Source organism: Curtobacterium sp. MCPF17_050 (assembly GCF_003224435.2).
GTDB lineage: Bacteria > Actinomycetota > Actinomycetes > Actinomycetales > Microbacteriaceae > Curtobacterium.
This window is the reverse complement of sequence record NZ_CP126250.1, coordinates 1463100-1478393: the sequence shown is the minus strand read 5'-3', so window position 1 is coordinate 1478393 and position 15294 is coordinate 1463100. Positions and strand designations below refer to the sequence as shown.

Sequence of the window (15294 nt, the reverse complement as noted above, 5' to 3'; positions counted from 1 at the left end):
GCCGTGTTTCGTCCTCCGTTGTGAGCGGGGCGGAGCCCTCGTACCGTCGGGCCACCGACCGGCACCCGCCGGCCGGGTCACCGACGTGAGGGACACCGATGACCGACACGGCCCCGGCGCACACCGCCTCCTCCCGCACGCTCGTGTTCCGCACGGTGCACCCCGACGACCCTGCCGTCGCCCCGCTGCTCGCCGACCTGGAACACGAGTACGACACCCGGTACGGCGACTCCTCCGACGAGCCGGCTTCGGTCGAGCTCCGGCGTTGGCCGGCGGAGGACTTCGTCGCCCCCCGCGGTGCCTTCGTCCTGCTGTTCGAGGACGACCAGCTCGTCGCCGGCGGCGCGTTCCAGCCGTACGACGCGGAGACCGTCGAGCTCAAGCGCATCTGGACCGCACCGGCCGCACGCGGGCGGGGGCTCGCCGGGCTCGTCGTCGCAGAACTCGAGGCAGAAGCCCGCCGCCGTGGGTTCCGCCGCGTCCACCTGACCACCGGGCCGCGGCAGCCCGAGGCGGTCCGGCTCTACCTCCGCTCCGGGTACACCCCCCGGTTCGACCGCGGACGGCCGCCGGAGGAGATCGGGATCCACCCCTTCGAGAAGGTGCTCGACGAGGCGGAGGCGGAGCGGGCCTCCCGTCCCGGGACCGACCCGGACGTCGTCCTGGCGGGGCGCGCCGCGCTCGACCGGCCCGTCGTGCCGCTCCGGCACCCGCTGCGGTGGCTCGCCGCCGCGGTCGTCCTCGTGCTCGTGCTGAACCTGGTGCAGACGCTGTTCACCAACCCGTCCTGGGGGTGGCCCCGTGTCGGGACGTGGCTGTTCAGCCCGGCGATCCTCACCGGACTGCAGCTGACCCTCGTCGCGACCGCGTTGAGCGCGGTGATCAGCTTCGCCGGTGGAGTCCTCGTCGCGGTCGCCCGGATGTCGCCGAACCCGGTGTTGTCCGGGCTCGCCTGGGGCTACGTCTGGCTGTTCCGGTCGGTGCCGCTCATCCTCGTGCTCGTCTTCCTCTACAACCTCGGCTCGCTGTACCCGTCGATCGGCGTCGGGATCCCCTTCGGGCCGCAGTTCACCGTGCCGACGACCGACCTGCTCGGCGACCTGGCGATCGGGGTGCTCGCGCTGAGCCTCAGCGAGATCGCCTACGCGTCGGAGATCGTCCGCGCCGGGGTCCTCGCCGTCGACACCGGGCAGCGTGAGGCGGCGCAGGCGCTCGGACTCCCCCGTCACCGACAGTTCCTGCGGATCGTGCTGCCCCAGGCCCTCCGCTCGATCGTGCCGGCGTTCGTCAACCAGCTGATCGGGCTGCTCAAGGCGTCCTCGCTGCTGTTCTACGTCTCGCTGCTCGACCTGTTCGGGGTGGTGCAGAACCTGTCGAGCACCTACCCGACGGACGTCATCCCGCTGCTCGTCGTCGCGACGCTCTGGTACCTCGCACTCACCAGCGCCGTGTCGGTCGTGCAGTACCACGTCGAGCGGTGGACGGCCCGCGGCTCGGTGCGCGAGCTGCCGCCGACCCCCTGGCAGCGGATCCGTGCCGCGTTGCGGGCTGCCCGCCGCACCGCCGCCACCCGTCCCGCGACCACGGCGTCCGACCCGTCCGTCGCGACGACCGCCGTCAGGAGCACCCGATGACCGCCGCCGTCTCCGTCCGGAGTGCCGTGAAGGCGTTCGGCGACCACGTCGTCGTCGACGGCGTCGACCTCGACCTGCCCGCCGGGAGCGTGACGGCGGTGCTCGGACCCTCCGGGTCGGGGAAGTCGACGCTCCTCCGCGCGATCAACCACCTGGAGCCGCTCGACCGCGGCGTCGTCACCATCGGCGGCGAGCCGGTCGGGGTCCGCGTCCGTCGCGGCCGCGACGGCCGTGAGCGCCTCGAGGAGCTACCCGAACGGATCATCCTGCGGCAGCGCTCCCGGATCGGGTTCGTGTTCCAGCACTTCAACCTGTTCCCGCACCTCACCGCGCTCGAGAACGTCGTCGAGGGGCCGGTCGCCGCCGGGGTCCCCGCCGACGCTGCCCGGGCACGCGGCAGACAGCTCCTCGACCGGGTCGGGCTCGGTGACCGCGCGGACAGCCGACCACGGCAGCTGTCCGGCGGCCAGCAGCAGCGCGTCGCCATCGCCCGGGCGCTCGCGCTCGAGCCCTCGGTGGTGCTGCTCGACGAGCCGACGTCGGCGCTCGATCCGGAGCTCGTCGGCGAGGTGTTGTCCGTCATCGCGGACCTCGCCCGGTCCGGCACCACGCTCGTCGTCGTCACGCACGAGGTCGCCTTCGCCCGCGAGGTCGCCGACCACGTCGTGTTCCTCGACCGCGGCCGCGTCGTCGAACAGGGACCGCCGTCGCAGGTCATCGATGCGCCGGCGCACCCGCGCACCCGCGACTTCCTCGCCCGCGTGCGCTGACCGCGCGGCTCTCCCACACCCCGTCCCACCCGATCCCCTCGTCTGGAGCACCATGTCCTCGAACCCCGTCTCCCTCCGCCAGCGGCACCGTGCCGGCGTCCTCGTCCTCGCGGCCGGCGTCGTCGTCGCACTCGCCGGCTGCTCAGCGAACGCCGCGGCCAAATCCGCCGGCGCGTTCGACGGCTCAGTCACGATCGGCGCCGCCGCGAACGGTGCCGCGACCGAGACCACGCTCGACGTCGCGGCCGACCCCGCTCTGCACGATGCCCTCCCCGCCGATGTGAAGGCCTCGGGGAAGCTCGTCATCGGCGTCGGGGCCCTGCCCGCCGGGTTCCCGCCGCTCGCCTTCACCGGGGACGACCAGAAGACGCTCACCGGCTCGGAGCCGGACCTCGGCCGCCTCGTCGCCGCGAAGCTCGGGCTCCGGGCGGAGGTGTCGAACGCGACCTGGGACAACCTCTTCGTCGGCATCGACGGCGGCAAGTTCGACGCCGGGTTCTCGAACATCACCGTGACCGAGCAGCGCAAGGAGAAGTACGACTTCGCGTCCTACCGGCAGGACGAACTCGCCCTGCAGGTACCGGCCGACAGCGACCTGTCCTTCGACGGCGACCCGTCCGTCCTCGCCGGGGAGACGATCGCCGTGAGCTCGGGCACGAACCAGGAGAAGATCCTGCTCGAGTGGCAGGAGCAGCTCGCGGCCGACGGGAAGACCGTCACGGTCAAGTACTACCCGGACGGCAACGCGGTGAAGCTGGCCCTCGACTCGGGGAAGATCGACGGGTACTTCGGCCCGAACCCGACGATCGCCTACCAGAACAGGCAGAGCGCGGGTGGGGCGCACCCCACGAAGACGGCGGGCACGTACTCCGGAGCCGGGGCGGACCTGCAGGGGCTCATCGCGGCGACGACGAAGAAGGGCAGCGGTCTCGCGGATCCGATCGCGGACGCCCTCGACGAGCTCATCGAGGACGGCACCTACGCGGAGTGGCTGCGGGCGTACGGCCTGTCGAACGAGGCCGTCGAGCACTCGGAGGTCAACCCCGAGGGACTGCCGCTCGACAACAGTTGACGCGCGGCTCCCGCGCTGGCACGACGCGCCGCTCACCTCCCCGGTGGGCGGCGCGTCGTGCGTTGCCGCCGTCGTCCGCGCAGCGGTGACGGGCCGGCGGTCCCCGCCGGGGCGCACGCCGTCGGACGGGAGGCGCGGTGTGCGCCGGCACCGAGCCTCCCGTCCGGCGGCAGGACCGCACCCCGCGCGAGCGGGCGCGACCCGGGTCGCGCGGCGCGGCGCGCCGGGCTCCAGGCGACGCCAGGCCTCAGCGACGCCTGGCCTCAGCGACGCCTGGCCTCAGGCGACGACGACCGCCTCGGCGGTGCGGCGGGCCCACTCGGCGGCGAGCAGCTCGTAGGAACGCACCCGTGCGGCGTGCTCGTGCGTGATCGTGGTGACGAGGAGCTCGTCCGCCCCGGTGACCCGGCGGAGCACCTCGAGCCGGTCCGCGACGTGCCCGGCGTCCCCGACGAAGCGGGCGGCGATGCGGTCGCGGACGGACGCGGCGGCGGCTGCGTCGAGCGGGGCCGCGCGGGCCTCGTCCGGCGTCGGGTACGCGATCGCGCCGATGCCGGACCGGATCGAGTGCACCCACTGCCCGTAGCCGTGCGCGAGTTCCTCGGCCTCGGCGGTCGAGCGGCCGACGACGACGTCCGCGGACACGATGACGTACGGCTCGTCGAGCACGCCGGGGCGGAAGGCCGCGCGGTACGCCCCGACGGACGCCAGGACGGTGCCGGGGGTGGAGTGGTAGTTCGCGCCGTAGGGCAGACCGAGCGCCCCCGCGATCCGGGCGCTCTCGCCGCCGGTCGAACCGTGGACCCAGAGCTCGACGTCCGCACCGGTCGCCGGTGGCGCCTCGACGACGGCGCCGTCACGCTCCCAGGTGCCGGCGAAGAGGGCACGGACCAGGGCGAGTTCGTCCTCGAACCGGTCGACGTCACCGGGTACGCGGCCGAGGAGCTCCCCCTGCAGGGCGAACCGGCTCCCGGGGGCGATGCGGAGGTCGAAGGGCGCGGGCAGGAGGAGCCCGTCCACCTCGGTGTCGGCGCGCGGGGCGAGCGCGGGCGGCTTCGGGGTGCCCGGAGCGGGTGCGCCCGAGCGGCCGAGACCGAGGTCGAACCGCGGCCCGTACAGCCCGGTGAGGGTGCCGAAGGTCTCGGCGATCTGCAGTCCGCGGACGTTCCCGACCAGGGTCGCTGCGCTGCCGACCCGGATCGACGTGGTGGCACCGGCGACGGCACCCATGACGACGGTCGGTGCGCTGCCCGCGACGCCCGGGTTGAGGTGGTGCTCGGCGAGCCAGTACCGGGCGTAGCCGGCGCGCTCGGTGACGACGGCGAGGTCGACCGTCTCGTGCAGGGCCGCCGTGGCGGACGAACCGCTGCGCACGGGGACGAGGTCGAGCACCGAGAGCGGCACCGGCGCCCCGCGGTCGACGCCGCTCACGCGAGCACCCCCTGGCGGTCACGGACCCGCCCGGAGAGCCCGAGGGTCTCGCGCAGGGTCGCCCCGTCCTCGTACTGCTCCCGGTACACACCGCGCTCCTGCAGCAGTGGGACGACGCTGTCGACGAACTCGTCCAGGCCGTACGGGTTCGTGTGCGGGACGACGACGAACCCGTCGGTCGCCCGTTCCTGCACGTACCGGTCGATCTCGGCGGCGATGCTCGACGGCGTGCCGACGAAGCCGCCCCGTGTCGACACCCGGATGACGAGCTCGCGGATGGACAGCCGGTCCGCCGCGGCCTGCTCGCGCCACGTCTGCACGACCGCCCGGGGGTCCCGGACGTGCCGGACCCTGCCGCGGGTGATCGTGTCCGCGTCGACGTCGGGTTCGACCTCGGGCAGCGGTCCGTCGACGTCGTAGGACGACAGGTCCCGGTTCCAGACCTGCTCGAGGAACGCGATCGCGGTCGCCGGGCTGACCTGCGCGCGACGGATCGCACGGGAGCGTTCCTCGGCGTCGGCCCGGGTGTCGCCGAGCGTGAAGGTCGCGCCGGGCAGGACGAGCAGCTCGTCCCGGGAACGTCCGACCCGCTCCAGCCGTGCCGCCAGGTCGTCGGAGAACCGGCGGGCGTCCTCGAACTCGGTGTGCAGCGAGAAGACGACCTCGGCCTGCGCGGCGGCGAGGTCGCGGCCCTCGTCGGAGTCGCCGGCCTGCACGAGCACGGGGTGACGCTGCGGGCTGCGCGGCACCGGGAACGTGCCGGTGACGTCGAACTGCGGGCCGTGGTGGTCGACGTCCCGGATGCGGGAGCGCTCCGCGTACACGCCAGAGGTCACGTCGGCGACGACGGCGTCCGGCTGCCACGAGTCCCACAGCTCGCGGGCGAGCTCGACGAACTCGGCGGCGCGCGTGTACCGGTCCGCGTGGTCGAGGAAGCCCCCGCGTCGGAAGTTGGCACCGTGGAAGGCGTCCGAGCTCGTCACGACGTTCCACCCGGCGCGGCCCTCGTTGAGGTGGTCGAGCGTGGCGAGCTGCTTCGCGAGCTCGACCGGCTCGTTGAACGTCGCCGACAGCGTGCCGACGAGCCCGATGTGGGACGTCACCCCGGCGAGGGCGGCCAGGACGGCCAGCGTGTTCGGACGACCGACGACGTCGAGGTCGTGCACGCGGCCCTTCTGCTCGCGGAGCCGCAGCCCCTCGGCGAGGAACAGGAAGTCGAACCGGCCTCGCTCGGCGTTCCGCGCGAAGTGCTCGAACGACGAGAACGCGATCTGGCTCTCGGCGCGGTCGTCGCTCCAGACCGTGGTGTTGTTGACGCCCGGGAAGTGGGCGGCCAGGTGCACCTGTCGCTTCGTGCTCATGCGGGGACCCCCTCGGGTGTCGTGGTGGTGGCGTACCGGCTGACCGCGGGGCGCAGCCCGAACCGCGTCCGCAGGTCGGCGACGGGGCGCGAGGCGACGTCCGCGCGGAGCCCGGCGGTGACGAGCGCGGGGACGAGCTGTCGGGCGACGGCGGTGCTGTCGAGCGGGATCCGCAGCGGGCGCAGGCGGACGCCGGCGTACCCGAGGGCACGGAGGTCGCCGATGCGGGACACGAGTTCCGGCACGGTGGTCGCGAGCACGGCGGCGTCCGACCAGGGGGGACCCGCTGCCGCAGGCCCCGCCGCCACGGTTTCCGCCGCCGCGTCGAGCGCCGCCAGCGCGTCCGCCGCCTCCGCCGACGACGACCCGATGAGCACCGCGAGGTCCGCGAGCACCGGGCGCTCCCGGTCCGATCCGGCCGCCTGCTCGGCGTCCCGCACCACGGCCAGCGCGCCCCGGTCCTCCAGGCCGCCCGCGCCGGGCATGACGAGCACGACGTCCGCGGCGTCGACCGCGAACCGGGCCGTGTCCTCGCGGTGCGCCAGTGCGAGGACCGGCGGCCGACCCTGCGGGGACCGCGGGACGATCGACGCGCCGTGCACCGACAGGTACGAGCCCCGGAACCGGGCGTCGTGGATGCGGTCGCGGTCGATGAAGCGGCCGGTGGTGACGTCGCGGATGACGGCGTCGTCGTCCCAGCTGTCCCAGAGACGTGCGACCACCTCGGCCACCTCGCGCGCCTCGTCGAGCAGCGGCTCGACCGTGCCCGGTCCCGGTGCTCCGTCGGGCAGGGTCCGGCGGCCGAACAGCGCGGCCTCGCGGGCGGTGGGACTCACCTGCAGTCGCCACCCGGCCCGGCCGGTCGACACGTGGTCGAGGGTCTGGAGGGCCGTTGCGACGTGGAACGGTTCGGTGTGCGTAACCGAGACGGTCGGGACGAGGCCGATCTGGCGGGTGGCCGGTGCGACGGCGGCGGCGACGAGCAGTGCGTCGAGGCGCCCGACGACCGTGCTGGTGTCCAGGTCACCGGTCGCGTCCACCGGGCCGGCGGTGAAGGAGTCCTCGAGCGTGACGGCGTCGACGCCGAGGCGGTCCTGCTCCCCGACGACGTCGCGCCAGTGCTGCAGGGTCGGCAGGCGTCGCGCGGCGACCGGGTCGGTCCGCCAGGCTGCCGGGTGCCATCCGGCGCCCTGCAGGGCGGTGACGAGGGTGATGCGGTCGGGCACGGGTTCCTCGGCTCTGTCGGTGGTCACGGCATGCGGGATGCGGGGCATCGGGCGTGCGTCGACGCTACGGCGACGGACGCCGGACCGGGGCGTGGGTTGCGGTCCGTGACGGGGTGTTGCGTCAGATGACGTCCGGCGTCCGTCCGTCACGCGGGTGGTGACGGGGCTCGATCACCAGGTGATGCGGACGAACTCCCGGCGGAGGCGGTCGGCTCGTCCGGGGTTGGTCTGCTCGACCCAGCCGATGCGGCCGAGCAGGTGCGCCCGGAAGTCCGGATGACCTGACCGGTTCTGCGACTCCGGTCCGTGCTCGGCGCAGTTGTGGAGGACGGCGTGGAGGCGGTCGACCTCGCGGCGGCCGGGAGCGGTGCGGTCGTTGACGACGACGCCGGTGACGCTCTGGCGGACGCTCGCGGGTCGGACCCGGGTCTTGCGGGCGTTGAGCCGGAGGCCCTGGTCGGTGACGATGCGGTCGACACCCCGGAGGAAGGCGTCGGCGCGCCGCGCGAGACGGTCGTCGCCGCTGAAGGTGAGGTCGTCGGCGTACCGGGTGTAGACGGCACCGGCGGCGTCGGCCCACCCGGCGAGGCGCGCATCGAGGTGCCGCAGCACGGTGTTCGCGAGCGCCGGGGAGGTCGGCGCTCCCTGGGGCAGGTGCGCGTCGGCGAGGGCGCGGCGGAGGGCAGCCCGCTCGTCGACGTCCCCGCCGGGCGGCATCGCGGTGAGCACGTGGGTCGGGACCCGGTGGGTGCAGAGACCGGTGAGGACGTGGGCGAGGGGTTCCGCGAACCCGGCCGCCCGGAACACCCCGTACACGGACCGTGCGCGGACGCTCGCGAAGAAGCTGGTGAGGTCGGCTGTGATGACGACGCGTTGCCCGACGTGCAGCGTGGCGCCGGAGACCACGCTGCGGCCGGGGACGAAGCCGTGTGCCGCGTCGTGCACCGGCAGGACCGCCAGGAGTTCGTCGAGGACCGTCCGTTGCGTCCGGCGGAGCATGTCCAACGGTTTCTCGAGCAGGCGCGGCGTGCGCCCGCGCGGCGGACCCACTCGTGCCGGTGGTGGTGCAGCGGGCTGGCGGAGCCGGGTCGGCGGTTCCACCCGCGCGTGTCGGCGAGCCACAGGAGCCGGCCGACCGTCAGGTCCAGTTCGCGGGCGAGCTCGGGCAGGGTGTCGACGAGCAGGCGGCTCGACACCCGCGGCACCGCGCGCACCGGGACCGCCCGCCGCAGCAGCACCCGGACCGGTCGGCGAGTGGACCGTGTGCGGTGCAGTCGCACCAGCTGCGGTGACGCCGCGATCACCGCCGCGAGTTGCCGGGGTGCGTCGACGGGAGGCCGTGGGTACGTCTCGAGCGCGGTGCGGACGGCGTGGCCCACGTACGCGCGCTCCGGTCCGACGACGTCGAAGCCCGCGGCCGTGAGCGGTCCGGTGTCCCAGGCGTCGGCGGCGAGGAAGGCGTCGGCGAGGGCGGTCGCGACCACCTCGACGGGCGTGGGGTTCCCGGGAGACCTGTCGGTGCCTCCGTGAGGTCGCGCGCGCGGAGCGCGCCGAGCCTCTCGGGGCGTGTGGTGCTGCTGGTCCTGCGTACCCCGGGGTGACCCCGGAGAGGTCGACGCGTCACGCGCGCCGTCCGCCTCCCCCGGGAACTCCACGTGCTCACCATACGGAGGATCGCGCTACCGTGACGAGCGACACCGCCGTCCCCGTGAGGAGCACCATGCCCGACACCACCGGAACCACCGACACCACCACCGGAGCCCGGTACCGCGAACTCGGGACCGAGCAGAAGCTCGCCGTCCTGCTCGCGGAGGAACGCGAACTCGACCACGACTCGTTCGACCTCGACGACGCCTGGGCGGTGGGCTCCTGGTTGCGGGCGACCGCCCTGGAGCGTGGGCTCGGCGTCGGGTTCGCGGTGTCCTTCGGCGAGCAGCGCGTGTTCCACGCGGCGACCCCGGGCTCCGGCGCGGTGAACGACGCCTGGTTGGAACGGAAGTTCCGGGTGGTGCGGCACTTCGCCCACTCCACCCTCGCGGTGCGGACGCAGTACGAGGTCGGCGGTTCGACGTTCGACGAGGCCGCGGCACTCGACCCCCGGCAGTACCAGGCCGCGGGCGGGGGCTTCCCGCTCGTGGTGCGCGGGTCGCTCATCGGCGCCGTCGGCGTCAGCGGCCTCGAGATGCACGACGACCACGCGCTCGTGGTCGAGGCACTCCGGGCACATCGGGCGTCGCGCCCGTGACGACGGTGGACCCCGACGACTGCGTCTTCTGCCGGATCATCGCGACGGACGACCCGGACACCGTCTGGATCGAGCGGGAGCCGGACGCGGTCGCGTTCCGGCCGCTGCCGGAGTTGGAACTCGCGCCCGGGCACACGCTGGTCGTCCCGCGGGAGCACGCCACTGGCCTCCTGGACGTCGCCCCGGACGCCCTGCGAGCGACGGCACTGCTCGCGCAGCGGGTGGGGCGCGCCATGCGGGCCGCGCTCGGTGCGACCGGGGTCGTCGTGCTCAGCGCGACCGGAGCGGACGCGGGCCAGAGCGTGCCGCACCTGCACCTCCACGTCGTGCCGTGCTGGCCCGACGACGGTGTCCTCCGCTGGCCGGAACAGCGCTCCACGCACGTCGTGGACGGGGACCCGTCGGCGCTGCTCGCGGAGATGTTCGAGTGAGCGGACGGCCCGGTCGGGGCTGCTCAGAGGTCGGCGGCCCGGACCAGGTGCCGGATCGGCGGTAGCGCGTCCCGCGCGGCCGCTGACGCCTCGTCGACGACGACCGCGACGCTGACGAGCGTCCCGCCGCACTCGTCCACGAGCGCGGCGGCAGCCCCAGCCTGCCTGCCCGTCTCGATCCAGTCGTCGACGAGCACGACCCGCTGTCCCGGGCGGACGAGGTCCCGTCTGGTGGCGAGCGTCCAGCGGCGTCCGCGGTAATCGGGGTTCGTGACGTGACGCACGAGCGGACCCGGGAACAGGGCACCGTCCTTCCGGACCGGGACGAACCCGACGCCGAGCGCCAGGGCCACGGCCGGTCCGAGCACGAATCCGCGCGCTTCGATGCCGAGGACCAGGTCAGCACGGTCCTCCGCGACGAGCGCCGCGAGCCCCGCGACGACCGTTGCGAGGGCGTCCGGGTCAGCGAGCACCGCCCAGGTGTCCGCGTCGCCGTCGAGCCACCGGAACCGGCGCACCACCGCCCGGCGAGCGCGGTCGACGGCGTCCTCGTCGGTCATGACGACACGGTGTCCGGGGCGGTCCTGCGGAGGACCCGGCCCATGCTCTGGATCACCCGCCGGCCCGGGAGGATCGCCGCCGGACGGCGAGGACGACGACACCGGCGACGACGAGCAGCACCCCGCCGAGCGCCCACGGCAGCACGCGCGCTCCGGTACCGGTCGCGGTCGGGTCAGCGGCAGCAGCAGGGGGCGGCGTCGCCGTGGCGGACGTGTCCAACCGGGCCTCCCGGCTCGCGGTGGCGGACGGCGCGGAGACCGGAGTGGGGGCGCTCGACGGGGTCGGAGCGGCCTCGACGGTGAACGCGACCTGGCCGTCGATCGGGTGGCCGTCCGGTGAGACGTACCGCCACAGCACCGTGTGCGGGCCGGCCGACAGGGCGACGCGCTTCGACATCGTCGTCCCGTCGACGCGGACCTCACCCGTCGACTCGTCCTGGCCGGTCTGGTTCCGCACCTCGATGCGGAGTCCCGCGTCGAGACCCGCGAGCGGGGCCTCGCTGAACGCCAGGTCGACCTGCCGCACGGCCGTCGTCACCGTGGCCCCGTCCGCAGGGGTGCTGCCGATGAGTGCCGAGTGCGCCGCGGCGGGCGCAGCACCGCCCGGACCGGCGACGACCGCCGCGAGGACGACCGCCAGCGCGAGGGCAGAGCCTCCGACACGACGGGAGGAAGAGCTGCTGCGTCCGGTCCGTGGCACAGACCGACTCTACGGGTCCGAGGTGTGCGCCCGGCGGACGGACGGGAGGCCCGGAGCCAGCTGGCACCGGGCCTCCCGTCCGACGGACGCCCGCGTCAGCGGCGCGAGCCGCCGCGGAGGAAGAGCGCGGCGGCACCGGCGACGCCGAGCCAGACCAGCGGCCGCGTGACGCGACGCCGCTTCGCGACCCAGCCGCCGTCGGTCGCGTTGCCCGCGTCGGTCGGTGCGTAGAGGTTCCCGTCGGTGGGCGCCTGCTTCCCGCGGAGAGCGAAGACCTCGACGGCCGGACGGGTGATGCGGTGGAACAGCCACGGCACGATGAACTCGGCCGGCACGAGCGCGGCCTGGATGCGCCCGACGTAACGGTTGCGCTTCGGGTGCAGGGCCTCGGCGACGACGGCCTTCGCCGCGCGCTGCACGGAGACGGTCGGGGGCAGCGGGTGCGACGCCTTCTCGGTGTAGTTCGCGCCGTTCTGGTAGATCGGGGTGTCGATCGTCGACGGCAGGACGGCGCCGAAGCGGATGCGCGTGCCCAGGTGCTCGTCGGCGAGCACGTCCATGAGCCCGAGGGCCGCGTGCTTGCTCGTCACGTAGGCCGACTGGTACGGCGCGGACAGCAGCGACTGGATCGAGCCGACGAGGACGTACGTGCCCTCCCCACGCTGCTTCCAGTGCGGCAGGAGCGCCTTCACGGCGTGGACGTGACCGTGCAGGTTCGTGTCGACGACGCGCTTGAACGCCTCGGTCGGGGTCTGCTCGAACAGGCCGTAGACGAACAGCGCGGCGTTGCCGACGAAGACGTCGATGCGGCCGAAGCGGCTGGTGACGGTGCCGACGAGGTCGTTCACCTGTCGCTCGTCGGCGACGTCGGTGGGGATGGCGACGGCCTCGGCGCCGAGCTTGCGGCACTCGGCGGCGGCTTCCTCCAGGCTCTGCTCGCCGCGCGCCGCGAGGACGAGCGTGGCGCCCTGCTTCGCGAACTCGTGCGCAGCAGCCCGGCCGATGCCGCTCGATGCTCCGGTGATGACGACGACCTTGCCGCGGAATCGTGAACCCATGGGCTCTTCCCTACCCGGTCGGGGCTGCTGGGGAGCCGAGCGGCGTGTCCCCCGGCCGCGCACCCGGGCGCTCGGTGGTCCGGGTGGCGCCGGCGGGATCGAGCTCCGCGCGGAGCGAGCGCAGAACCCGCACCAGCACGGGTCGCTTCAGCCCACCGGCGGCGAAGGGCCGACCGAGCGTCGTCCGGGGAGCGAGCACAACGTGTCCGTTCGCGGTGCTCACCCAGATGCCCCAGTCCTGTCGCACCCCCTTGACCACGGTGTTTCGCGAGGCCGAAGGCGCGGATGCGTTCCCACGGCAGCGCATGCACCGGCCGGGCGTGGTCGGGTGTCCAGCCGTGCAGCCCGGTGTCGTCGACGGTCCAGACCTCCGGCTTCGGGTCGGCGAACTCCTCGCCCGCGACCAGGGCGGCCGTCTCGACGGGCAGGTGGAACACCGGCCGGCCACCGGTGGCGCGGATCCGGGCGAGGGTGCGACGGTCGCGTCGGCCGGACGACCATGCGGCGAGCGCGACGCCCGGTCCCGTCAGGAGGAGGATCGGTGGGACGAGCAGGAACACCCCGCTGCGCGGCGTCGCGTCCGCGATGCGGCGCGTGACGTCCGGCTGCACGAACATCTCGACGAGCAGGAACGCGCCGAGCGCCGAGACGAGCACCGTGACGAGGACGATCCGCCAGGTCGGAGGGACCTCGCCGTCCCGCAGTCGCTGCACCCATCGGTCCCCGTCGTGTTCCACGGGCCCAGCTTGGCAGCGGGGACGGTCGGGGTCCGCCGAGGCTGCCGGCGGAGTCCGTGTCCCGTACCCGTGGCAGGTCAGGCGTGGTCGCGGAGGGCTGCGTCCCCACACCGAGCGCGCTCGGCATACATGGGAGAACGGGTGAGCGGCAGGCGACGCGGTCGGCGTCCGCGCCGCGCCGGTCAGGACCGTGCGACCGTCGGTGCGGTCGCGGCGGACGGCTCGGTGCGGGATCCGGCGATCCGGTGGACGCTCGGTTGACCCCTCCGGAGGTCGTGCACGAGAGTGAAGCGATGCTCTCCCTCGTCTACATGTCCGTCGCCGTCGACGACCTCACCGACGCGCAGCTCGTCGACCTGCTGCGGGACGCCCGCCTGAAGAACGACGCGCTCGGCGTCTCCGGGCTCCTCGTCGCCAAGGAGGGACGCTTCATGCAGGTCCTCGAGGGGCCGGCGTGGAGCGTCGAGGACCGCTTCGGCGCGATCCAGCGCGACCCCCGCCACACCGACGTCCGTTCGCTCAGCCGCGAGGAGATCGACACGCGCCGCTTCGACGGCTGGTCGATGGCCTTCGGCACCCCTTCCGACGTCGAGGTCCGCGACGAGCCCGGCTTCAGCGACTTCCTGCAGCGACGCGGTGGTCTGCCGACCGGGCTCTCGGGGTCACCGGCGGACTGGCTCCTCCGGTGGTTCCGCGGTCGGCAGTTGCAGGACACCCCGCTCGAGGCCGTCTCGCTGGGACGCCACGCCGCCTGACACCCGGCAACGCCCCGTTCACCCGGCTGTGGCACGGTGACGGACGTGCACCACGCTCCCGTGACCGGCCCCCTGGCCCGTCGTCTCCGGTTGTCCGACGCCGTCACGATCGGTCTCGGCTCGATGATCGGCGCCGGCGTGTTCGCGGCGTTCGCCCCCGCGGCCGCCGCTGCCGGGACGGGGCTGTTCCCCGCCCTCGTCCTGGCGGGCGTCGTCGCCTTCTGCAACGCCACCTCGTCGGCGCAGCTGGCAGCCCGGTACCCGACGTCCGGTGGTGCGTACGTGTCCGGGCGGGAGCGGCTCGGACCGTGGACGGGGTTCGCCGCGGGGTGGGGCTTCGTGATCGGCAAGACCGCGAGTTCGGCGGCGATGGCGATCACCTTCGCCGCCTACGTCGTACCGGAGCCGTGGCAGAAGCCCGTCGCGATCGCCGCGGTCGTGCTGCTCACGGTCGTCAACACGTTCGGCATCACGCGGACGGCGCTGCTCACGCGCGTGCTCGTCGTCGTCTCGCTCGTCGCGCTGACCGTCGTGGTCGTGATCGGCACGACCTCGACCGGGTCGACCGCGGCGGACCCGGGTACGCCCGCGGCACCGCTCGGCGTCCTGCAGGCCGCCGGGTTCCTGTTCTTCGCCTTCGCCGGCTACGCCCGCATCGCCACGCTCGGGGAAGAGGTCGTCGACCCCGCCCGGACCATCCCGCGGGCCGTGGTGACCGCGTTGACGATCACGCTCGTCGTCTACGCGCTCGTCGCGGTCGCGACCGTGCACGCGCTCGGGCCGGGAGGCACGGCCTCCTCCGCTGCGCCCATGCGGTCCGTCGTCGACACGGCCGGACTGCCGTGGCCGGGCGCCGTCGTGCAGGTCGGGGCGGCGGCCGCGTCGCTCGGCGCGCTCCTCGCGATGATCGCCGGCGTCGGCCGGACCAGCCTGGCGATGGCGCGGAACCGGGACCTGCCCGGCTGGTTCGCCGCCGTGCACCCGCGCTGGCAGGTGCCGGCACGGGCGGAACTCGCCATCGGCGTCGCCGTGTGCGTGCTCGTCGCCGTCACGGACCTGCGCGGGGCGATCGGCTTCTCGTCCTTCGGCGTCCTGCTGTACTACGCCGTCGCGAACGTGGCCGCGTGGACGCAGGAGCGGCAGGACCGGCGGTACCCGCGCCTCCTGGCCGTCGTCGGCGTGGTGGGGTGCGTCGTCCTCGTCGCCGCGCTGCCGCTCACCTCGATCGTCGGCGGTGTGGCCGTGACGGCGGTCGGCCTGGCGTACCGGGCCGCGCGGCTCGCGCTGGCGCGACGGCGGGTGCGCTGAGCACCG

At 74.2% G+C, this 15294-nt stretch carries 14 protein-coding genes; 7 read left to right on the top strand and 7 right to left on the bottom strand.

Annotated elements, in window-relative coordinates:
• Positions 1 to 98 precede the first annotated feature (98 nt).
• Genes DEJ34_RS06990 through DEJ34_RS06980 form a run of 3 tightly spaced genes read left to right on the top strand, consistent with a single transcriptional unit; the run spans position 99 to position 3476 of the window.
• Entirely contained in the window at positions 99 to 1634 is a 1536-nt protein-coding gene (locus DEJ34_RS06990) for a GNAT family N-acetyltransferase (protein WP_110910894.1), read from the top strand.
• Positions 1631 to 2404 carry an amino acid ABC transporter ATP-binding protein gene (locus tag DEJ34_RS06985; protein WP_110825409.1) on the top strand — a complete coding sequence of 258 codons (774 nt, stop codon included), beginning with the start codon at positions 1631 to 1633 and terminating at the stop codon, positions 2402 to 2404. The genes DEJ34_RS06990 and DEJ34_RS06985 overlap by 4 nt, the downstream gene beginning before the upstream one ends.
• Positions 2405 to 2456: 52 nt before the next feature.
• Positions 2457 to 3476 carry an ABC transporter substrate-binding protein gene (locus DEJ34_RS06980; protein ID WP_110910895.1) on the top strand — a complete coding sequence of 340 codons (1020 nt, stop codon included), beginning with the start codon at positions 2457 to 2459 and terminating at the stop codon, positions 3474 to 3476.
• Positions 3477 to 3755: 279 nt separating this feature from the next.
• Here the strand turns inward: DEJ34_RS06980 and DEJ34_RS06975 are convergent, their stop codons facing one another.
• From DEJ34_RS06975 to DEJ34_RS06960, 4 genes are all read right to left on the bottom strand, one after another.
• A complete protein-coding gene (locus DEJ34_RS06975; RefSeq protein WP_110900010.1) occupies positions 3756 to 4907 on the bottom strand; it encodes an LLM class flavin-dependent oxidoreductase in 1152 nt (383 codons plus the stop codon).
• Positions 4904 to 6268, bottom strand: a complete 1365-nt coding sequence (locus DEJ34_RS06970) for an NtaA/DmoA family FMN-dependent monooxygenase (protein WP_110910896.1) — start codon at positions 6266 to 6268, stop codon at positions 4904 to 4906. The genes DEJ34_RS06975 and DEJ34_RS06970 overlap by 4 nt, the downstream gene beginning before the upstream one ends.
• Positions 6265 to 7521, bottom strand: coding sequence for an LLM class flavin-dependent oxidoreductase (locus tag DEJ34_RS06965; protein ID WP_258368233.1), 1257 nt, complete (start codon positions 7519 to 7521; stop codon positions 6265 to 6267). The genes DEJ34_RS06970 and DEJ34_RS06965 overlap by 4 nt, the downstream gene beginning before the upstream one ends.
• Positions 7522 to 7665: 144 nt before the next feature.
• Positions 7666 to 8493 carry a reverse transcriptase family protein gene (locus tag DEJ34_RS06960; protein ID WP_220032799.1) on the bottom strand — a complete coding sequence of 276 codons (828 nt, stop codon included), beginning with the start codon at positions 8491 to 8493 and terminating at the stop codon, positions 7666 to 7668.
• 721 nt (positions 8494 to 9214) lie between these two features.
• Here DEJ34_RS06960 and DEJ34_RS06955 point away from each other — a divergent pair.
• A complete protein-coding gene (locus DEJ34_RS06955; protein WP_110889681.1) occupies positions 9215 to 9739 on the top strand; it encodes a heme-degrading domain-containing protein in 525 nt (174 codons plus the stop codon).
• Positions 9736 to 10170: an HIT family protein gene (locus DEJ34_RS06950; protein WP_110910898.1), complete on the top strand. Its 435-nt coding sequence runs from the start codon at positions 9736 to 9738 to the stop codon at positions 10168 to 10170. Before DEJ34_RS06955 ends, DEJ34_RS06950 begins: the two co-directional genes overlap by 4 nt.
• A gap of 23 nt (positions 10171 to 10193) precedes the next feature.
• On the opposite strand, the gene DEJ34_RS06945 is transcribed toward DEJ34_RS06950, so the two are convergent.
• The 3 genes from DEJ34_RS06945 to DEJ34_RS06935 all read right to left on the bottom strand — a co-directional run bounded on the left by DEJ34_RS06945 (position 10194) and on the right by DEJ34_RS06935 (position 12488).
• Positions 10194 to 10730, bottom strand: a complete 537-nt coding sequence (locus DEJ34_RS06945) for a phosphoribosyltransferase family protein (RefSeq protein ID WP_110900006.1) — start codon at positions 10728 to 10730, stop codon at positions 10194 to 10196.
• Between the two features lie 52 nt (positions 10731 to 10782).
• The gene (locus DEJ34_RS06940; RefSeq protein WP_110910899.1) at positions 10783 to 11430 is read right to left on the bottom strand and encodes a copper resistance CopC family protein; all 648 of its coding nucleotides are present in this window, start codon (positions 11428 to 11430) and stop codon (positions 10783 to 10785) included.
• A gap of 95 nt (positions 11431 to 11525) precedes the next feature.
• Positions 11526 to 12488 (bottom strand): SDR family NAD(P)-dependent oxidoreductase, encoded by a 963-nt coding sequence (locus tag DEJ34_RS06935; protein WP_110910900.1) that lies wholly within the window; start codon positions 12486 to 12488, stop codon positions 11526 to 11528.
• Positions 12489 to 13518: 1030 nt separating this feature from the next.
• Between DEJ34_RS06935 and DEJ34_RS06930 the strand changes: the two genes are divergently transcribed.
• Complete coding sequence (locus DEJ34_RS06930) at positions 13519 to 13980, top strand: BLUF domain-containing protein (RefSeq protein ID WP_110889676.1); 462 nt, start codon at positions 13519 to 13521, stop codon at positions 13978 to 13980.
• Between the two features lie 123 nt (positions 13981 to 14103).
• Positions 14104 to 15288, top strand: a complete 1185-nt coding sequence (locus tag DEJ34_RS06925; RefSeq protein WP_284180722.1) for an APC family permease — start codon at positions 14104 to 14106, stop codon at positions 15286 to 15288.
• Positions 15289 to 15294: the final 6 nt, after the last annotated feature.